This is a genomic window from Psychrobacter sp. CMS30 (assembly GCF_904846565.1).
GTDB classification, from domain to species: domain Bacteria; phylum Pseudomonadota; class Gammaproteobacteria; order Pseudomonadales; family Moraxellaceae; genus Psychrobacter; species Psychrobacter maritimus.
In genome coordinates this window covers 1-18,467 of record NZ_CAJHBF010000015.1, presented here as the reverse complement: position 1 = coordinate 18,467, position 18,467 = coordinate 1, and the positions used below count along the sequence as shown (strand labels likewise).

Sequence of the window (18,467 nt, the reverse complement as noted above, 5' to 3'; positions counted from 1 at the left end):
TTCAAAAGCAGTGAATGGTTAAAAGTTTAAATAAAAAGTCATAAAAGAACGTTTAGAGATTTACCAACCTAGTGCTGTTTTTTGCATAGCAATCAGCTCAGCGATACCTTTTTCCGCAAGAATCAGCATATCGTCTGCTTGCGCGCGGGTAAATGGCTTTTCTTCTGCCGTTCCTTGCAGCTCGATAAACTCACCTTTTTGCGTCATCACCACGTTTAAGTCCGTATCGCAGCTGGCATCTTCTTCGTAATTTAAATCAAGATAGGCTTCGCCATCTTTCATACCAACTGACACCGCAGCGACCAAACCAATTAATGGATCAGCTTTGAGCTTTTTGGTTTTTTGTAGGCTTTCTAGCGCATCGATAAGAGCAATAGCTGCACCCGTCACACTAGCGGTGCGCGTGCCGCCATCTGCTTGCAATACATCGCAATCTAGATAAATGGTATTTTCGCCAAGCTTACTTAAATCAATCATCGCCCGTAAGCTACGACCGATTAAACGCTGGATTTCTTGCGTACGACCTGATTGCTTACCGCGTGCGGCTTCACGCTGATTACGGGTATTGGTCGCACGTGGCAACATACCGTATTCTGCGGTAATCCAGCCTTTGCCTTTACCTTTAAGCCAGCGCGGTACGCCCGACTCAACGCTCGCAGTACATAATACTTTGGTGTCGCCAAAGCTGACCAATACTGACCCTTCGGCATGCTTAGTGTAATGGCGCTCAAAGCTGATTGAGCGAAGTTGGTTAAGCTCACGGTTGTCAATACGCATAAAATTTCCTAGTACGATGTTGTAAAAGCAGAGTTATGGTTGTATAAAGTTATACAATAATAAGTTCGTCGTTACGTCGACGGATGTGCTCGCAGACGTAAATATGACGATATCCTAACGTGGCAGCGGCGCAATAGCAAGATTCTCTCAAGCTATTACGCCGCTGCTTTAGCAAGGTTTAGCGTTAACTTTATTCTAAACCTTCCATCTTACGCAATTCTTTACGTAGGATTTTACCGACGTTTGATTTTGGTAATTCATCAACGAATTGGATATGACGCGGACGTTTGTAGCCGGTCAATTGCTTTTTGCCAAAATCAAGCAGCTCTTGCTCGGTGACATTGCCTTTTTTGACCACAAATAGCTTTGGATCTTCGCCGCGGTCATCATTTGGAATACCAATAGCGCCGCATTCTACCACAGCAGGATGCTCACTCATGGCTTCTTCGATCTCATTTGGATAAACGTTAAAGCCCGAAACCAAAATCATGTCTTTTTTGCGGTCAACGATTTTGATAAAGCCTTTTTCGTCCATGATACCGATATCGCCCGTTTTTAAGAATCCACTAGCGGTAAAGGTTTCAGCCGTTTCTTGTGGACGATTTTGATAGCCAATCATTACCTGTGGACCTTTGACACAAATCTCACCGCGATCACCTAATGCCACTTCATTTTCATCGTCATCGATTAAAATAATATCAGTGCTAGAAGCAGGAATACCAATTTTTCCGGTAAATTCAGAAATAGTCATTGGGTTAAAGGCAACCACTGGCGAGGTTTCAGACAAACCATAACCTTCAACGATAGGCAGACCAGTGATTTTATGCCACTCTTTTGCCACACTTGGCAATACCGACATACCGCCGCCAATCGAGGCTTTTAGGTTAGAGAAATCTAAATCTGCAAAGCCTTCTTTATGTACCAAACCATTAAACAAGGTGTTTACCGCAGGGATAAACGATGGCTTGTATTTGCCCATCTCTTTAATCAAGCCATCCAAATCACGCGGGTTTGGAATTAATAGACCGGCATAACCTTGGTACATACCATACATGCCGCAAACCATAAATGAGAACACATGATATAGCGGGAGCGCGGTCAAAATCACATCATTGGCATCGACATCATCATCAAAAGCGCTGTTCATCAGGACACTAATCTGGAGCATATTAGCGACCAAGTTACCGTGCGATAGCATCGCGCCTTTGGCAACACCGGTCGTACCGCCCGTATATTGCAACAAAGCCACATCGCTTAAGTTTAAATCAGGACGCTTATACTTGCTGGCTGAAACCGCATTTAAGGCATGCTTAAAGCTGGTGCTCTCTGGCAGACGATAAGCGGGAATCATTTTTTTAACATGACGCGCGACCAGGTTGACCACTGCCCCTTTGACCAAGCCAAGCATATCACCAAGCTTACAAACGATGACATGCTTCACTTGGCCTTTATCTTCGGCATCTTGATAGGTTTTTGCAAAGTTTTCAACGATAAACAACGCTTTAGCGCCACTATCATGCAGCTGATGCGATAGCTCACGGCTGGTATACAAAGGATTGACATTAACCAGTACCATACCTGCACGGATAATACCCAAAGCCACCACTGGATACTGCAAAATATTGGGCATCATCACCCCAACTTTATCACCCTTTACCAATCCTAACGACTGTAAGTAGCTGGCAATTTGGCGACTGTATAAGTCTAATTGCTTAAAGGTAATGGACGCACCCATGCAAATATACGCAGGTTTTTGCCCATAACGACTAAAGTTACGCTCGAACACTTCAAGTAAAGACGTACTGTCATCTGGCATATCGATGCTCGCATCGATGCCATAGCGCTCATAAGCACTCAGCCACGGACTGTCGCTATCTATTGTCGGCATGGTAGGAAATGCATTTTCAACCATTGATTGAGCGTTGCCCGCAGCGTTATGGTTGGTGGTTTCTTTATTGATACTGTCCGTCATAATCGTCCCTAAATGTTACTGTTAAAATATAGAGTATATGTGCTGCCCTTACCGTGGTCGCCAACCACGTATTGATAAAATCAAAAGTTTGTGAATAAATAACTGCTCATCACCTAAGCTCTGAGCGCAATTGTTATTCACAAACTTTTTACATCAAAAATCTTTAGACATATAAACCGCATGCCTAAGTTTACTCTCACTATGATGCAAATGCATAAAAGCTATTGTATCACCAGTTGTAAACGCATTAACGCAAAAAGCTATTATTCAAATAGCCAGCATTGTCGATGCTTTTATAACGGTATTAAGCGCTTAAGCATGCACTTTTATCGTGAAATACAAAAATATAATCGGCAGGAACTATAGCAGTTTTGCTCGCCATTCTCTATGCGTACTGCCAAATCATCATAGAAAAATAAAAAAAATGATAAGGTCTTATAAAAACGACCTTATCATCTTTCAGTATGACACCAGCGAATATCCGGCTGTTTTTAACCCTATTTATCATGTATTAAGCGTGATAAATGTGGGTAAAAAACATGATATTCGGTGCTAAATCACTTAACCGTGATTCTTCTCTTCTAAAGCGCGCAAGTCTTTATGTAAAATCTTACCGACGTTAGATTTCGGTAACTCATCGATAAATTCAACATAACGAGGACGCTTATAACCGGTTAGATTTTCTTTGCTATAAGCGAGCACGTCTTCTTTAGTTAAGCTGTCATCACTGCGCACGACATAAATCTTCGGTACTTCGCCGCTCTTTTCATCATCGACACCGATAACGCCGCATTCCAAAATCTTTGGATGACCTGACATCACATCTTCTACTTCGTTTGGATAGACGTTAAAGCCTGATACCAAAATCATATTCTTTTTGCGATCGACAATCTTAAAGTAACCCTCTTCGTCCATCACGCCGATATCACCGGTACGGAAATAACCATCAGACGTCATGACCTCAGCGGTGGCATCATCACGTTTCCAGTAGCCTTTCATGACCTGCGGACCACGAACGCAAATTTCACCGCGCTCACCAAGTGGCACTTCATTGCCTTCTTCATCCAAGATGGCCATGTCTGTTCCAGGCATCGGTAGACCGATATTACCTGAGAACTCGCCTGTACCTTGCGGATTTGCTGAAGCAACAGGAGAGGTTTCCGACAGACCATAACCTTGCACAATGATGTTGCCGGTTATTTCTTCCCATTTAGCAGCCGTGTCTTTTAATACTGCCATACCGCCGCCCATCGACATCTCAAGCTTACTATGGTCTAAGGCTTTAAATGCGTCACTATTAGCGAGCGCATTAAATAGCGTGTTTACTGCTGGAAAAAACGCCGGTGGATAATCTTTATAGGCTTTGATTAAACTTGCGCCATCACGTGGATTCGGTACCAGCAGACCGATACAGCCACGATATAAGCCATACATACCACAAACTGTAAATGAGAAGATATGATAGAGCGGCAAGGCTGTCATAATAACAGGCTGCTCATTACGCGCTTCAAACTTATCAAACGCATCGCCAAGATAGGTATCACACTGAATTAAGTTGGCGACCAAGTTACCGTGCGTTAGCATCGCGCCTTTTGCCACACCTGTCGTACCACCGGTGTACTGCAATACGGCGACATCATCAAGCCCGATATTGGTGGGGCGGTTATACTTTTTCGCAGACAATTGATTGAGTGCTTTTTTAAAGTTTACGCTCTTTTTAAGCGTGTAATGAGGCACCAGTTTTTTCACATGACGTACGACAGCATTGACGATAAAACCTTTTAACGGGCTCATTAAATCGCCCATCGAGGTCACCACCACATGATCGACCAAATCTTTACCGATATCTTCATAAGTCTTGGCAAAGTTTTCTAGGATAAACAGCACTTTAGTCTCAGAATCTTCTAACTGATGCTGAAGCTCTTTGGTGGTATAAAGTGGATTGACGTTAACCAAGGTCATGCCAGCACGTAGGACACCTAATACGGCAACCGGTAACTGCAAGATATTGGGCATCATAACGCCGACTTTATCGCCTTTTTTTAGACCAAGCGACTGTAAATACGCGGCAATCTGTTTGCTATAACGGTCTAAATCTTCATACGAGAGCTTTACATCCATGCACACAAAGGCGGTACGACCAGCATGAGTAACAAAATTCTGCTCAAGAATATCGATTAAAGAGGTATTGGCGGGCGGCATATTAATCTCGTACTGTATGCCAAGCTTTTCGTAAGTTTTGAGCCACGCTTTGTCATTACGACGAATTAGGTTACCTTGATTTTCCATAATCTTACTGCGCCTAGTAATAGTGTGCTGCTATTAACCCATCTCTATCACAGAGTGATAAACATACCAAACCTCATCGTTCAAGCTAACCATCCATATAACCATGATGGCGGGCGGCTGACGATATAAGCGTCTGGCAATGAGTCAACAATATAGCGATAAATAGCCCTTTGTTGATTAACATACACACTTTATACAAACTACTCAATATAAAAGATTGCTACCTGAGTTCTTAAACGTACTTGACGGCCGTTAATTATATTACTATCAAATACTTAACCATTAAATGACCGGCCATACCACGGATTGTTACCAATTATTTATTACCAAACATTGTTCTATTGTTAATAGAAATAACCGTACCTTACGCTTCTCTTAACGTTTACTATCAAGGGCAGCAGCAAGCTCGGTTAAGGTCACAAAGTTACGCCGCGTGCCATCCTTGTCGCTATCTGGTTTTTGAGCCAGAGTACTGGTCGCAAGTTTGGTGCTATGGCTATAATGCCAGTCATTAATATAATTGCTTTGGCTTAAGCGTTGACCAAACCCTGCTACGGCGATGGCAAACTGGGTATCGATATTGGCTTTATTTAAAGGGCGGCTGGCATTAATAATCGGTTGGTTAATCAACTTAGAGCTACCACTTTTTGGCGCTTTATAACGAATATTTAGATAGCCTAGCTCGTTTGTTTTTTTGCCGCGAGCAGTCTTCTTTGATTCATTCTCATTATAACGGCGGTCGCTAAACAATCCTTTTGCACCAGTTGGCGTCACTTCAAACAGCGCAATGACTGCCTTACCTGCTCCAAGCTCGCCGGCATCGACTTTATCATTATTAAAATCTTCTTCATTAAGGACGCGGTTTTCATAACCGATTAAACGCCATTCGCTGACCACATTTGGATTAAACTCTACTTGCACCTTGACGTCTTTGGCAACGGTGTTAAAGGTCGCCGCCAACTCATCGCTAAAGACTTTTTTGGCCTCAGTCAAACTGTCGATATAGCTATAGTTACCATTGCCGTTATCCGCCATCTGCTCCATCATGTGGTCGTTGAGATTGCCACGACCAAAACCGACGGTTGACAAGGAGATACCGCGATCACGATTGGCTTTGACCAACTCTAGCATCTCATCGACATCACTGATACCGACATTAAAATCGCCATCGGTCAGCATCATAATGCGATTGATACCGTTCTTTTTCATGCCTTGTTCTGCTTGTCTATAAGCCAGCTTTAAGGCGTCTTCACCATTGGTCGAGCCAGCAGCAGTTAAGCTTTCTATGGCAGCGAGTATTTTTGCTTTTTGGTCACCACTGGTCGCAGGCAACGCCACACTGGTAGTGCCCGAATAAGTGACAATGCTAATACTGTCTTGGGCGCGCATCTGTTCGGTGAGTAACTTTAATGACGATTGCGCCAGTGGTAGCTTATCGCGTGATGACATGGAGCCTGACACATCGACCAAAAATACCAAGTTGGCGGGTGGCATAACTTGATTGGCAGTTTTACTAGACCAGCTATTCTCAACCGCTTTAATCCCGACTTTGACGATTTTATTATCTTGATCGGCCTTGTCCCACGGCGAATCAACCACTTCTGTTGCGACGATAAAAGGTGCGTTGGCGATACGTTTGCCATCATCGAATTGATAGTTAAAATAGTTGATTAACTCCTCTACGCGCACGGCATCGACAGGTGGCAGCTGCCCTTCATTAAGATAGCGGCGCACATTGGCGTAGCTGCCAGTATCGGTATCGATGGATAGAGTGGCAACCGCCATCTCAGTGGTGCGGTGTACTGGGTTGGCGTCGTTTTTTTGATAATTATCACGTACTGGTGGCTGTACGCTGATGCCAGATAACGGCCGCACACTCCATTGCGGCGCGGAACGTGTCATGCTGCTCATGCTATTGCTCATGGTGTTATTGGTAGCACTCATAGCACTGTCAGCTAAGACAACACGTGGCATCGCCACCTCCGCCTCGGCGACTGCTACAATAGGCGGCATAGATTTTTTATTATCTGATTGCTTTATAGCGTTTTGACCGATAGTGCTACGGGTTTGCTCAGCCATCGGCTGACTCACTGGCGATGAGCTACACGCCGTCAATCCCATCATACTGGCGACAGCACTGACTAATAGCGCATTTTTGGTTAGATGCTGAGCACGCGTTCGTGATAAATAGGCAGGTGATATAGATGACGATGACATAATAGCTACTCCATATGATAGACGGCTTGGATAGATAGACGGCTTGGATAGACAGTTCGATGATAACGGTTCCGTGTTACAGCCTTTATAATAATTATTGCTGAGCACTATTGCATAGTGCGTTATGAAATAGGCGCTTAGTAAAAAGACAAACCATATGCGTCTGATTCACTATACTTCTCTTATTTTGTAAAAGCTATCAGCCAAAACGCAATCAGCACGTCTATCTAGCACGTCACGACCTGTCGTCTATTCTGACTTATGCCTTTTTAATTTTGCCAATATCCTTTACGATAGCACTATCCTATTTGCATGCTTGCACCAATTATTTATACCTATTAAAACTCAGAAGCGAAACCTATTCTATGTCCGATGTTATTGATAATACGATTACGCCCATTATCCCAAGTGAACCAATGGATACCCGCTCAGTCGCGGAGTTTACCGAGCAAGCTTATCTCAACTATGCCATGTACGTCATTATGGATCGGGCGCTACCCAATATCGCTGACGGTCTAAAACCTGTCCAGCGCCGTATCGTCTATGCCATGAGCGAGCTTGGGCTAAAATCGACGGCGAAAGCGAAAAAGTCTGCGCGTACCGTCGGTGACGTGCTGGGTAAATACCATCCGCATGGTGATAGTGCTTGTTATGAGGCGATGGTTCTGATGGCACAGCCGTTTAGTTATCGCTATCCGCTCATCACGGGTCAAGGTAACTGGGGTAGCCCAGATGATCCCAAGTCCTTTGCCGCGATGCGCTATACCGAAGCCAAAATGTCGGCTTATGCCAATACCTTGCTTGCAGAACTCGGACAAGGCACGGTCGATTGGCAAGATAACTTCGATGGCACCATGCAAGAGCCAACCACCCTACCTGCCCGCCTGCCGAATATCTTATTGAATGGTACGACCGGTATTGCCGTCGGTATGGCGACCGATATCCCGCCGCATAACCTAAATGAAGTGGTACGCGCGGCTATTCGTTTGCTAAAAAATCCTGAGCTATCGGTTAAGCAATTAACCCAATCAATACCAGCACCTGATTTGCCAACGCCCGCTGAAATTATTACCAGTAAAAAAGACTTGCAGGCGATGTATGAGACTGGTCGCGGCAGCTATAAAATGCGTGCTACCTTTCATATTGACCCAAAAGAGAAGAATTTAGTCATCATCGATGCGCTTCCTTATCAAGTCTCAGGCAATAAGATTCAAGAGCAAATTGCTAAGCTCATGACGGATAAAAAGCTGCCGTGGATTACTGATATCCACGATGAATCAGACCATGAAAACGCTTGCCGTATCGTCTTAGAGCTAAAATCTACCCGCGTCGACGTGCAGCGAGTAATGAGTCATCTGTTTGCCAGTACCGATCTTGAAAGTAATTACCGCGTCAATATGAATATGATTGGCTTAAATGGTAAGCCGCAGGTCAAAAACCTCAAAGAAATCCTTGAAGAATGGCTCGTCTGTCGCCGCTCAGTGGTCACGCGCCGTTTGCAATATCGCCTCGATAAGATCGATAAGCGCTTGCATATCCTTGCAGGTTTGCTGATTGCTTATCTGAATATCGATGAAGTCATTCGTATCATTCGTGAAGAAGACGATCCAAAATTATCATTAATGCAAGACTATGACCTGACTGAGATACAAGCCAATGCTATCTTGGACATTCGTCTGCGCCAGCTCGCTAAACTAGAAGAGATTGAGCTGCGCCGCGAGCAAGATGAGCTGGCTGCTGAACGCGCTATCATTCAAGAATACTTGGACAATCCAGACAGCCTGACCAATCTGATGATTGATGAGCTTACCGCCGATATGAAAGAACACGGTAACGAGCGCGTGGCACAATTGGCAGAACGCGAAGAAGCGCAAGCACTCAAAGAGTCTGACCTCGTACCAAGCGAGCCTGTCACCGCCATTCTATCGAAAGCGGGCTGGATTCGCGCCGCTAAAGGGCATGACGTCGATGCTGCTGGCATGACCTATCGTTCAGGTGATAGCTATCAAGCGCACGTGCGCGGTAAATCCAATGAGAGAATCTACGTGCTCGATAGCACTGGACGCAGTTATAGTATCGATGCGCATAGCCTCGCATCCGCCCGTGGTCAAGGCGATCCGCTGACCAGCGTACTCAAACCGCCAGCAGGTGCTAGCTTTGAGCAGCTATTAACGGGTGCTGACGATCAACGTATCATCCTCGCCAGCTCAGCAGGTTATGGTTTTATCAATACTATTGGCAATCTCGATAGCAATCAAAAAGCAGGGAAAAACATCATCAACCTAGCGACTGGTAGTCGTTTACTCCCTATTGCGCGTATCGATGCGCCAGTGGCTATGACTGCCAATGCTAATAATGAGAATGCCGAAGGGGAAAATAGCAGCGCAAGCGCGATGCCTGACCATGTTGCTGTCGTGACCAATGCAGGATATCTATTGATATTTGCCCTTGATGATTTGCCTGAACAGGCTCGTGGTAAAGGTAATAAGCTGATCAAATTAAAAGACGGTGAAGAGGTGCTTGCCATCACGCCACTCAGTCAACAAGACAGCTTAATTATTACTGCTGGTAAACGTCATGTGACGCTAAAACCCAATGATTTAGCCAATTATACGGGCACTCGCGGTAATCGTGGTGGGCAGCTACCAAGAGGCTTTCAGAATGTGACGAGTGTTGAGGTTGGGTGATAATATCTATACTTCGCACTTTAGTCTCTAACATTTAAAGCTCACAATATTCTTAACAAAAAGCCGCCTATACACAAGGTATAGACGGCTTTTTTAGGCAAGCTCAAACAGATGACCATTATAGTGAAAAGATAATACTCGTCTAAAACTTGCTGGATTCGGTATCTGCAAAAACTGCTGTCAAAAAGCTTTCAATCTGATTACTTGTCATGAGATAGGGATTATAGTCAGAACCTGCTGAGAAGCTTTTTAGGGCATATTCTTCATCTTCAGCGCTTGATGTTAGATATTTAACTAAAAACCCATTCCATTGACGCGATTCAATTTCCTCTATATTAACAATATTAGGGAAAATGGTTGAATGCTTGTCAAGTATTTTTCCTAAGGCAATATTGATAGCAGGCCTTGTACCTTGAAAACTTTGAACGAAATAACCTTCACTAATGACTAAAGCTGAAACTATATTGTTTTCTTCAAAATATCTTCGCCAATACTCAAATGCACGAGTCAGCTCGATTCCCGAATCTAGGTCGACATTTTTGGCGATATATGTCATGTTGATAAGAATATGCTCGCCATTTCTTTTTTTGCTTTCTGGAGTATGGCTCGTCGTTATCTGCATAAAAAACCTTATTTGTAAAATACTTATCTAAACCAAGATACACTTTATGATGAAATATAATCAATAATATTTTTGGATTTTGACCGATTTCTTTATCAGATATCATGATTTCTTAGGCTTATAGCTATCGTAGATACAATCTTGATTTATTAATAGCAAAGACAACCCAAACCACGACCAATAATGAAAAAATTATAAGCTCACCATTAGCCTGAGCTAAGAGACAACAAGACACTGCTTTTTCTAAGTGCAAGAGGGTTTTAGATAAGATTGATAACATATGGAAATGGTGAGCTGGGCGCACTCTATCTTTAAAGGCGCAATATTCAACCCCTAACCCTGCCTCAACCCCAAAATCGGAATCACTAAATCTTCCTCATCGGTCAGATGCTGCGAGAGTAAATCGGTCGCCTCCACCAAGGTTTGATGTAATTGCGCTGCCAGCGCCTTATCCTCAACCTCACTTCTCGCCAACGTATCGTTTTGCACTTGCAACTTATCGAGTAGCGCATCCAAGCGCACATGGTCGCGACCCAATATCTCAAACCCTGCCTGTAGCTGCGGATACATCCGAATAAACTCAGGGAAAAACCCCTCATCCTCGACGCCATGATGTTGATGCAATTTAAGGATATGCATATTGATACGCTTAAGCATCTGCGAGCGATACGCTGCCCAGTCGTACTCGCCAGATTGATAAGCCTCACTAATCTGTGTCAAGATACGCTGACGCTTGCGTATGTTAGTATGTACTTTTAGCCAGCCCGATGTTTTGTAAGCATAATCTGCGCTAAACCATTGATCTGGCGGTAGCTTGTTGAATAAGAACAACCAATCCGTTTCAAGCCGACTGTCAGGATGACGCGGCGACAAAGTAAATAAATCATCGTCTAAGGCTTTTTGGCTCATATTATTTTCGGTAGATAAGCTCATTATGCTGTCCTTATCGGGCAAGTTTGCATTTTATATATTTATTAAGAATACTAAAAGAAATGCTATTTTTATTTAGATCTTATATAAAGTCAAAAAGTATAAAATCAACCGTTTGCTGGCCAGCGCCTTCTAAATATGAAGGCATTTATCGTTATAAAAGCGCTACATAAATGAGTCACAACCACCCTATTGCTGTATTCTTAGTCATATAAAATTGAATACTTATTAATAAATACAAACTACATTATTAGCGATAATACTTAAAATTATTAAGCAAATCTCAACGACTCTCAACACCTGCTCTAATTACCTAAATAGTCGTTTTTCAAATATAAAGGATACTCATGTTTATTGTAGATAAGGCGGCGACAGCCAGTATGAAGCATACATTGCCAGTGCCGAAAGTGATATTTTTTGACATCGACGATACGCTTAGCCGTAACGGTGTTATCGCCGCGCACAACCAAGCGACCCTTGAAGCGCTTGCCAAAACTGATATTAAATTGGTAATTTCGACGGGACGCTCTAAAGCGATATTGCCAGCAGATATTTTAGCTTTGTTTGAAGCTGATGTCTTAGATGCGATTATTTGTATGAATGGGCAATATAGCTTTGATAATAAGGGTGTCATCAGTCATTACCCTTTATCTGCTAAGCAGACGGACAAAATCGTCCAGTTATGTGAAACAAGCGAGCTGATTCATAAGTTCGACTCGGCGACGCATATCGCATGGTCCGGTGAAAACGCCCGCTTGCGTGAATACAACGCCATAACGCCAAACTCTATTCTTGACCCAGATTATCATAAGGCAAATACGGTTTATCAATGCTCAGTATTTTTTAACAATCCAGAAGAGAAGATGCAAGATATCGACTTTGCAGAGGACGATTTAAAGCTGGTACATTGGCATCATATTGGCGCAGATATTCTGCCAGCAAACGCCTCTAAAGCACGCGGTATCAAAGACGTCTGTCAGTATTATGGCGTAGATGCACGTGAATGCATGGCGTTCGGTGATGGCATGAATGATTTAGAGATGTTTGATTTAGTCGGCTATGCAGTAGCGATGGGCGATGCTCAGCCCGCACTAATCGAGCGCGCAGATTTCGTCACTGGCACGATTGAAGAGGACGGAATACAAGCAGTGCTTGAACAATTTAAGGTAGCATCGTAAGTATAAGAATCTTAAGAGAAAGTAGTCATAGCGTTTATCTTTATAACCAAAAAAACCCCTTGCCAATCGCTGACAAGGGTTTTTTTCTAGTCATTGCTAATTTTTGGTTGATAACTCACAGCTGGTCGCAAGAATAATGCCGCATATAACTATCTGAATAATTAAATATAGAGCAAAAAAGGACTTAACGCTTCCTTGTCATCAGACTATAAACCCAGCCACCAATTTTATAAAAGCCGACGACCATCAGGATAAGCACCAGCGCTGCCAGTACATAGGCCAGCCAATTAGGCACACTACTCAGCCAACCAATGGTAAATGCCAAGCCCATATAGGTTTCCACCGGCCAGTTTAAGATAGGCGTCGGTGAGCCAGCATGGAACATCATCATAAAAGCGACCATCCCAATTACTGCGGCGATGATTCCAGCTCGTTTACGGTTATTCATCTTATTCCTCTATCTCTTATTTAATCAATATGGTTAGAACTGCGCTTGTTTTTTATTTTATCTTGCTATTTTTATCAACGTTTAGATATCACGGCATCAAAGCATCATGACCTCAAAGCCTTAAGGCATCGTCAAACCACCATCGACAGCGATAGACTGTCCGGTGATGGCCAAGCTCAAATCAGACGCCATTAATAGCACCGAATTGGCAAAGTCAGCCACCGAGGTTGCTTGTCGTAATGGCGTGGTGGTGGCGATATAATCAAAGACCTCTTCAGTCGTTAAACGGCTCGCATCCGTGGTTTGTAGCAATCCACCTGCCAGCAAGTTAACGCGGATGCCGTATTGTCCAAGCTCCGCAGCCAAGTTACGCGTCAGCCCAATCAATGCAGATTTGGCAGTGGTATAGTCGTAATAAGTGACCACCGGATTATAAACAAGATTGGTCGAGATATTGATAATCTTGCCCATTTTTTGCGTTTTCATTTGTGGTAGTACCGCTTGCACGCTATTGACCGCACCTTTAACAATACCGTCAAGCTGCTGCGAAAAATGCGCCCATTTGACGGTTTCGATACTGGTATAGTCGGCACTCGGATTAAACTGATAACTTGGCAAGGCATTATTGACCAATATATCAATGCGACCATAACGCGCAACCACTTCAGCCGCCAGCGCTTGCATTTGTGCTAAATCGCTAACATCAGCTTGATAAGCAAATGCTTGACCACCTGCGGCAATGATATCGGCAACCACTTGGTCGGTAGCGCCTTTACTACTAAGATAATTGACGCAAATGCATGCGCCTGCTGCTGCCATTTGCTCTGCAATCTGAGCGCCAAGTCCGCGACTAGCGCCAGTGACGATAGCGACTTTATCCGTGAGCAGCGCTGGAATCAGTGGGTTACTCTGAGTCATGATGTTGCATCCTTTATTATTGTGTTATGGTTAATCTATTTGTTTTATATAAACTATGTTGTTAAGTGGAGGCTGAAAAATAAACCAGCGCCCATCATAACATGATTATTTGTGCTTATTATCTTACAAAAGTTTAGCGGAAAACCTCATACTATTACTTGTAAATAATTCTTAGCCAGTTATCAGCATGAGCCTTAATAGTGGTATGAATATCGGTTGCATCCTTACCCTTTAAATTATTCACAATCATAGCCATAATAGTTTTACATTTGGCTCGATAGCTTATATTTAGTATTTAACACTTAGTATTCAACACTTAGCATTAACTATCTACCATCTAACTTTTACTCATTTGCATCATTCTTATTTAGGAGAGATATTTTGACCCATTTATCATCATCCCACCCTGCCGCTCGTATACTGCCAAAAGCGCTTTTAGCGGTGACAGTCGGACTTGCACTTGCCAGCTGCAGCAATTCTGACAATGCGGCAGCTGACGGTACAACTGCCAGTACAGAAACGCTTAATTTGTATAACTGGTCTGAATATATGCCGCAGGAAATCCTCGACGGCTTTACCGAAGAGACGGGCATTCGGGTCAATTACACCACCTTTGACTCTAACGAAGCCATGTACGCCAAGCTTAAATTGCTTGATGACTCTAGCCAATATGATTTAGCGATTCCATCGACCTATTATGTCGAAAAAATGGCCAAAGAAGGGTTGCTACAAGAGCTGGATAAATCAAAATTAAGCAACTTTAAGAATCTTGATACCTCATTCACCAATACTAAAGTTGACCCAGAAAACAAATACTCGATTCCTTACATGTGGGGTAGCACCGGTCTTGCCATCAATGGCGAAGCGGTCGATCCTGCGACCGTAAATAGCTGGAATGACTTATGGCGTCCTGAATATAAAGGTCAAGTGATGCTGATGAATGACATGCGCGAAGTGTTTGGCATGGCGCTATTAACCCTTGGCTATTCAGGTAATAGTAAAAACCCTGACGAAATCAAAGCCGCTTATGAGAAGCTGACGACCTTGATGCCAAATGTAAAAACCTTTAACTCCGATGCCTCGCGCATGCCGTATATGGAAGGCGAAACCACGGTTGGTATGAGTTGGAATGGTGAAGCTATCATTGCCAATAACGAAGGCTTGACCAGCTTGGTATATAAATATCCAACTGAGGGCGCTATCTTATGGATGGATAACTTTGTGATTCCCAAAAACGCCAAACAGGTCGATGCAGCACACAAATTTATTGACTACTTACTGCGTCCTGAGAACTCTAAAATCGTCAGCGAAGAGATTGGTTATGCCTCGCCTAATATCGCCGCGCGTGAGATGATGCCAGAAGAGGTTAGAAACAATCCAACCATTTATCCAAGCAAAGATGTGCTAGCAAAAGCTGAATTCCAAGAAGATGTCGGTGATGAAGCCTTGCAAGTGTATCAGCAGTATTGGGATAAGCTAAAAACCGGTCGTTAATCATTGTTTGTTAAAATATGATTATTAATGGCTGATGGTTATTAGCTGTTTTTAGCAAATATGGCTATAAAAAAACGCTGACCTTATAGAGTCAGCGTTTTTTATTTGTCTTTTATTTATTTTTCTATTTATAAATGCAAATCAGTTTCGCTACCTTTATGCTCAATACGGCGCTGCTCGCGGCGCTGATAACGCAGACCTGAGGCGGCAAACCATTGCGGCTTGGTGGTTTGTAGCAAATCACTGAGCCGCTGCAGTTGTAGTTGTAAAGTTTGAGTTAACCAAAAATAGCCTTGCCACTCAAAGCCCAAATTTTCTACACTTGGATATTCTGATACCGCAATGCGTGTAATAGGACGAAATACCTCATCGTTTGGGCTACGTAATACCGCCGCCATATGCTGCATCGCTTGCGTTAATTCATGCTGATAATGGATAAGCAAAATATGATTTTCATCGTCAATTTCAATATTGGCCAAGCGCGGCGCGGCACTTAACAGTAAATCAATCGTACCAATAATATTACGATGGGTACGCTGAATGGTCTCTAGTGTTTCTTTTTCAATCCCTGATTCACTGGCTGTCGCGGCGATATGCGGGCGCACGGCAAGCAAGCGCTTATTGATTTTTTGTAGCGCCTTTACCAAAGATTTATTAACGGGTGTATCTGGTACAGAGCTGCTCTTTGGATAAATAATGCTAGCTGAACTGGTCGCCTTACTATATTTAAATGGCTTAGGTACCAAAACTTCCGCATCAATATGATTGCCAACTCCAGCGTACAAATTACTGCAGGTTTCAAGATTGCTTGCCAATAAAAACCGCCACATTAACGTCGATTTAAGCGGTAGGATTAACGTCGCTGCTACCGCCACCCCTGCGCCAAGTAAGATATTAAAGGCGCGATATAAACCATCTTGGGCAATATTACTATGATCAGGGCTTGAAACAATCATCAGCATCGTAATCCCTGTCAACAGACCAATATAGCCCAGCTGCTTGACCGCCACATAACCAATAATGCCACTGATAATACCAATCAGCCCGTAATATAACCATAGCCAATGACCCGTATCTTGGATCAGCCATAAGAAACTCAGCCCGACCACCACCCCAAGTAAAGTGCCGAGTATGCGCTCTTTGGCCTTGGTATAAATCGCCCCTTGATATTGCAATAAGCCCAATATCACAAACACGGTAATGGTCGTCCACTCGCCATGCGGCAAGTGCGTGAACTCATTTAACAACAGTGCAATCAGCACGGCCACACCCAAACGTATGGCATGCAAAATATCCGCATGCTGATAGCGGGCATATGGCTCCACAAACGGTGCAGTAAATCGTTGCCAAAAAGTCGGTTTCACGCAGGCTGTCTCTTATAATAAATGAATAAAAATAAATGAATAAAAATGCGGTTAAATAATAACTGCTAGCTTAACTATTGATAAAGCGATAATAAAGCAAGGGTCAAAAAATAACGCCTTTCATCTATTAAAAGATAAAAGACGTTAAAGGTCAAAACATGCTAGCACATAACAACAAAAAAGCACGCCAAGATAGTGCTTAGCTGAGAACGTCTGGCTAAGAGCCTTTAGCTATTGCTAGAGCCAAATGCTATACCTCTAAGAAATCTAGAATACCTTCCGCCGCTTCACGACCTTCCCAAATAGCGGTCACGACCAAATCAGAGCCGCGTACCATATCACCACCAGCAAATATTTTGGGGTTACTGGTTTGAAATTTAAAGGTTTGTTTTTCGGCGGCTACGACCCGACCCGAGCTGTCCATCGTGATTTGCTGCCCTGCAAACCAATCAGCAGGGCTAGGACGGAAACCAAAGGCCAAAATAACCGCATCACATGGGATAATTTCTTCTGAATTGGGAATGGGCTCGGGGCGCTGGCGACCACGGTTGTCAGGCGCGCCTAGATGAGTGGTAATCACTTTGACCGCGTTTACTTTGCCATTTAAACCAATAATTTCTGTCGGTTGACGGTTGAATAAAAACTCAACACCCTCTTCGCGCGCATTGACCACTTCGCGGCGGGAGCCTGGCATATTTTCTTCATCGCGGCGATAAGCACAAACCACTTGCTGCGCCCCTTGACGGATACTGGTACGGTTACAGTCCATCGCCGTATCACCGCCGCCTAGCACCACCACTTTCTTACCTTTTAAATCGATATATTCTTCTGGATTTTTCTCCCAGTCGTTACAGCGATTGACGTTGGCAATCAGGTAATCTAGCGCATCATAGACGCCCTCTAGCTCTTCACCAGCAAAGCCGCCACGCATATAGGTATAAGTACCCATACCCATAAATACCGCATCATACTCGCTTAGCAGCTCATCAATGCTGACATCAGTACCGATTTCTGTCTCTAAACGAAACTCCATGCCCATGCCTTCAAAGATGACACGGCGGTTGCGCATGACGTCTTTTTCCATCTTAAATTCTGGAATACCAAAGGTTAATAAGCCGCCAATTTCTGGGCGTTTATCAAAAATAACAGGTGTTACACCATTTCTGACTAAGATATCTGCGCAGCCCAAACCTGCTGGACCAGCGCCAATAATAGCGACTTTTTTGTCCGTCCAAATCACATCGGACATATCAGGACGCCAGCCAAGGGCAAAAGCGGTGTCGTTGATATACTTCTCAACATTGCCAATAGTCACCGCGCCAAAGCCGTCGTTTAAGGTACAAGCGCCTTCACATAAGCGGTCTTGCGGGCAGACACGTCCACAAACCTCAGGCAAAGTATTGGTACGGTGGCACAATTCTGCCGCCTGAAATATCTGACCTTCACTCGCCAATTTAAGCCAATTGGGAATGTAATTATGTACCGGACATTTCCACTCACAGTAAGGGTTACCGCATTCAAGGCAGCGATGCGATTGCTGCGCTACTGATTCACAATAAACGGGATGAGTC

At 43.7% G+C, this 18,467-nt stretch carries 13 protein-coding genes; 3 read left to right on the top strand and 10 right to left on the bottom strand.

Annotated features, from left to right (window positions below):
- Window positions 1–60: 60 nt before the first annotated feature.
- The 4 genes from rph to JMX94_RS08960 form a co-directional block, all read right to left on the bottom strand.
- Entirely contained in the window at window positions 61–777 is a 717-nt protein-coding gene (gene rph / locus JMX94_RS08975) for a ribonuclease PH (protein WP_183620154.1), read from the bottom strand.
- Window positions 778–967: 190 nt separating this feature from the next.
- Entirely contained in the window at window positions 968–2,689 is a 1,722-nt protein-coding gene (locus tag JMX94_RS08970) for an AMP-binding protein (protein WP_201565080.1), read from the bottom strand.
- Between the two features lie 621 nt (window positions 2,690–3,310).
- Complete coding sequence (locus JMX94_RS08965) at window positions 3,311–5,038, bottom strand: AMP-binding protein (protein WP_201565032.1); 1,728 nt, start codon at window positions 5,036–5,038, stop codon at window positions 3,311–3,313.
- A 375-nt stretch (window positions 5,039–5,413) separates the two neighbouring features.
- On the bottom strand, window positions 5,414–7,255 hold the full coding sequence (locus tag JMX94_RS08960; RefSeq protein ID WP_201565031.1) for a von Willebrand factor type A domain-containing protein: 1,842 nt from the start codon (window positions 7,253–7,255) through the stop codon (window positions 5,414–5,416).
- 365 nt (window positions 7,256–7,620) lie between these two features.
- On the opposite strand from JMX94_RS08960, the gene parC reads away from it, so the two are divergent.
- On the top strand, window positions 7,621–9,942 hold the full coding sequence (gene parC / locus JMX94_RS08955; RefSeq protein WP_201565030.1) for a DNA topoisomerase IV subunit A: 2,322 nt from the start codon (window positions 7,621–7,623) through the stop codon (window positions 9,940–9,942).
- A gap of 142 nt (window positions 9,943–10,084) precedes the next feature.
- On the opposite strand, the gene JMX94_RS08950 is transcribed toward parC, so the two are convergent.
- Together JMX94_RS08950 and JMX94_RS08945 are read right to left on the bottom strand one after the other, a co-directional pair.
- Window positions 10,085–10,564, bottom strand: coding sequence for a hypothetical protein (locus JMX94_RS08950; protein ID WP_201565029.1), 480 nt, complete (start codon window positions 10,562–10,564; stop codon window positions 10,085–10,087).
- Between the two features lie 333 nt (window positions 10,565–10,897).
- Window positions 10,898–11,497, bottom strand: a complete 600-nt coding sequence (locus JMX94_RS08945; RefSeq protein WP_201565028.1) for a hemerythrin domain-containing protein — start codon at window positions 11,495–11,497, stop codon at window positions 10,898–10,900.
- A 344-nt stretch (window positions 11,498–11,841) separates the two neighbouring features.
- Between JMX94_RS08945 and JMX94_RS08940 the strand changes: the two genes are divergently transcribed.
- The gene (locus JMX94_RS08940) at window positions 11,842–12,672 is read left to right on the top strand and encodes an HAD family hydrolase (protein WP_201565027.1); all 831 of its coding nucleotides are present in this window, start codon (window positions 11,842–11,844) and stop codon (window positions 12,670–12,672) included.
- A gap of 184 nt (window positions 12,673–12,856) precedes the next feature.
- On the opposite strand, the gene JMX94_RS08935 is transcribed toward JMX94_RS08940, so the two are convergent.
- Window positions 12,857–13,120 (bottom strand): hypothetical protein, encoded by a 264-nt coding sequence (locus JMX94_RS08935; protein ID WP_201565026.1) that lies wholly within the window; start codon window positions 13,118–13,120, stop codon window positions 12,857–12,859.
- A 120-nt stretch (window positions 13,121–13,240) separates the two neighbouring features.
- Window positions 13,241–14,038: a 3-oxoacyl-ACP reductase gene (locus tag JMX94_RS08930; RefSeq protein ID WP_201565025.1), complete on the bottom strand. Its 798-nt coding sequence runs from the start codon at window positions 14,036–14,038 to the stop codon at window positions 13,241–13,243.
- Window positions 14,039–14,419: 381 nt separating this feature from the next.
- On the opposite strand from JMX94_RS08930, the gene JMX94_RS08925 reads away from it, so the two are divergent.
- Window positions 14,420–15,532 carry a PotD/PotF family extracellular solute-binding protein gene (locus JMX94_RS08925; protein WP_201565024.1) on the top strand — a complete coding sequence of 371 codons (1,113 nt, stop codon included), beginning with the start codon at window positions 14,420–14,422 and terminating at the stop codon, window positions 15,530–15,532.
- A gap of 128 nt (window positions 15,533–15,660) precedes the next feature.
- Here the strand turns inward: JMX94_RS08925 and JMX94_RS08920 are convergent, their stop codons facing one another.
- Together JMX94_RS08920 and JMX94_RS08915 are read right to left on the bottom strand one after the other, a co-directional pair.
- Window positions 15,661–16,896: an FUSC family protein gene (locus JMX94_RS08920; RefSeq protein WP_201565023.1), complete on the bottom strand. Its 1,236-nt coding sequence runs from the start codon at window positions 16,894–16,896 to the stop codon at window positions 15,661–15,663.
- 250 nt (window positions 16,897–17,146) lie between these two features.
- A partial coding sequence (locus JMX94_RS08915; RefSeq protein ID WP_201565022.1) for an FAD-dependent oxidoreductase occupies window positions 17,147–18,467 on the bottom strand: 1,321 nt, incomplete at its 5' end.